Source organism: Sporolactobacillus mangiferae, from assembly GCF_023336505.1.
Classification (GTDB): domain Bacteria; phylum Bacillota; class Bacilli; order Bacillales; family Sporolactobacillaceae; genus Sporolactobacillus; species Sporolactobacillus mangiferae.
The window spans coordinates 1-1,568 of the sequence record NZ_JAMAST010000042.1 but is presented as its reverse complement, the minus strand read 5'-3'; the positions used below and the strand labels follow the sequence as shown (position 1 = coordinate 1,568).

Genomic DNA, 1,568 nt, shown 5'->3' with positions numbered 1-1,568 from the left:
GAATGAATTTCATATTTCTTAGCCCTTGTGCCCCAAGGGTTTCTAAACGCAAAAAAGGAAGTACCTCCCCAAGTCTTGTATAATGGTAATTGAGTAGAAAACCAAAAAGACCGGAGGGATACTCCCTGTGACCATTATACGACAAATGAGTTTATTTGGCGTTCAAGAATTATTTGAAATGGAACCTACCCATCGCTATGACGCCGTTATTTCAGCTTTGAATTTGGATAAAATCTACCATGCAGTAAGCAAAAAAACGCATCTTGGAGCACCTGAAGAATTAAACTACTCAGCCATGATTATTTCCGTTTTTATTCGGATTGTTGAACGCATCCCAACGATCAAAGACCTTGTCAAACGGCTCAATGAAGACATTGTTTTTAAACTGAACTGCGCCTTTCTTGTTTCCGATCCTACTCCTTCTGAAGCCTCCTATTCCCGGTTGATTACCAAACTGGAGGAATCCAAGATCTTGGAAGTCGTTCAGGAACAAGTCATTATCCAGGCTATTACCGAAGGATTCATCAAGGATGACACCATTGCCATTGATGCCACACACTTTGAAGCCCGTGATCAGGCACCACCAAAGGTAGAAAATCTGGACAAAGAGCCGAAAAAACGTGGCAGAAAATCCAAAGAAGAGCGTGAAGAGTGGCTCGCTGAACAAGCAAAAAAAGAAGCAAATCTGCCCCTTTTTGAAAAGAAAATTGAGGCTCAATTGGACGCTTCTCTTTCAGAACTGCGTGCGCAAGTTCCCAAAGAACCGAAGTGGGGCATTAAAAAGAACAGTGAAGGCAAGCACGTGTTTTGGTTTGGCTATAAGGGCCATTTAGCTGTGAGCACAACCAGCCAATATATCGTGCAGTCGTTGTTCTCCTCGGGCAACCTTAATGACGGAAAAGCAGCCATTCCGTTGCTTAAAGGCATTCAAGAACGTTTATCGTTGCCCGCTTTACGCTATGAAACCATGGATGCCGGTTACGATTTCGAACCGATCTATCAACAGATTTACCGCATGGGTCATCAATCCGTGATCGCGTACAACAAACGAAACGAATCGAACCCAGAGGGTTTCGATAAGCACTTCGCATTGACCTGTTTCAGAGAACATTCTTATCGTTATGACAGTTACGATGCCAAGTACGAAACATTAAAATATACGCAACCAAAAGAATGTGTGGACTGCTCGCTGGCCAATGAAGGCATCTGCCAAAAAGTGTATAAAGTAAAAATCACGACAGACCTTCGACGATTCACAGCACCTGCCCGAGGATCCAAAGCATGGAAAACCCTTTTCAAACGCCGAACCGCTGTCGAACGGGTGAATGCCTATTTAAAGGAATTCTTTCAGCTCAACAATGTGCGCTACCGAACCGGAAAGCGTGCAAAAGTACATTTCGATCTCGTTACATTGGTTTACAATGCATCAAAATTAGCCGCGAACCGCATCAATGCTTTATTAAATCAAGAAGACCAAGCTGCATAATCAAAAAGAGATTTTAAAAAACAGCCAGTTAAAAATTCTGTAGGTCTCTACTTTTTAAAAACAGCAATTATGAAATTGATTC

The 1,568-nt window shown here is 42.3% G+C and carries 1 protein-coding gene; it reads left to right on the top strand.

Going from position 1 to position 1,568, the window contains the following annotated elements; translation table 11 throughout:
* Nucleotides 1-127: 127 nt before the first annotated feature.
* Nucleotides 128-1,486 carry an IS1182 family transposase gene (locus M3N64_RS13940; protein WP_249104281.1) on the top strand — a complete coding sequence of 453 codons (1,359 nt, stop codon included), beginning with the start codon at nt 128-130 and terminating at the stop codon, nt 1,484-1,486.
* Nucleotides 1,487-1,568 lie beyond the last annotated feature (82 nt).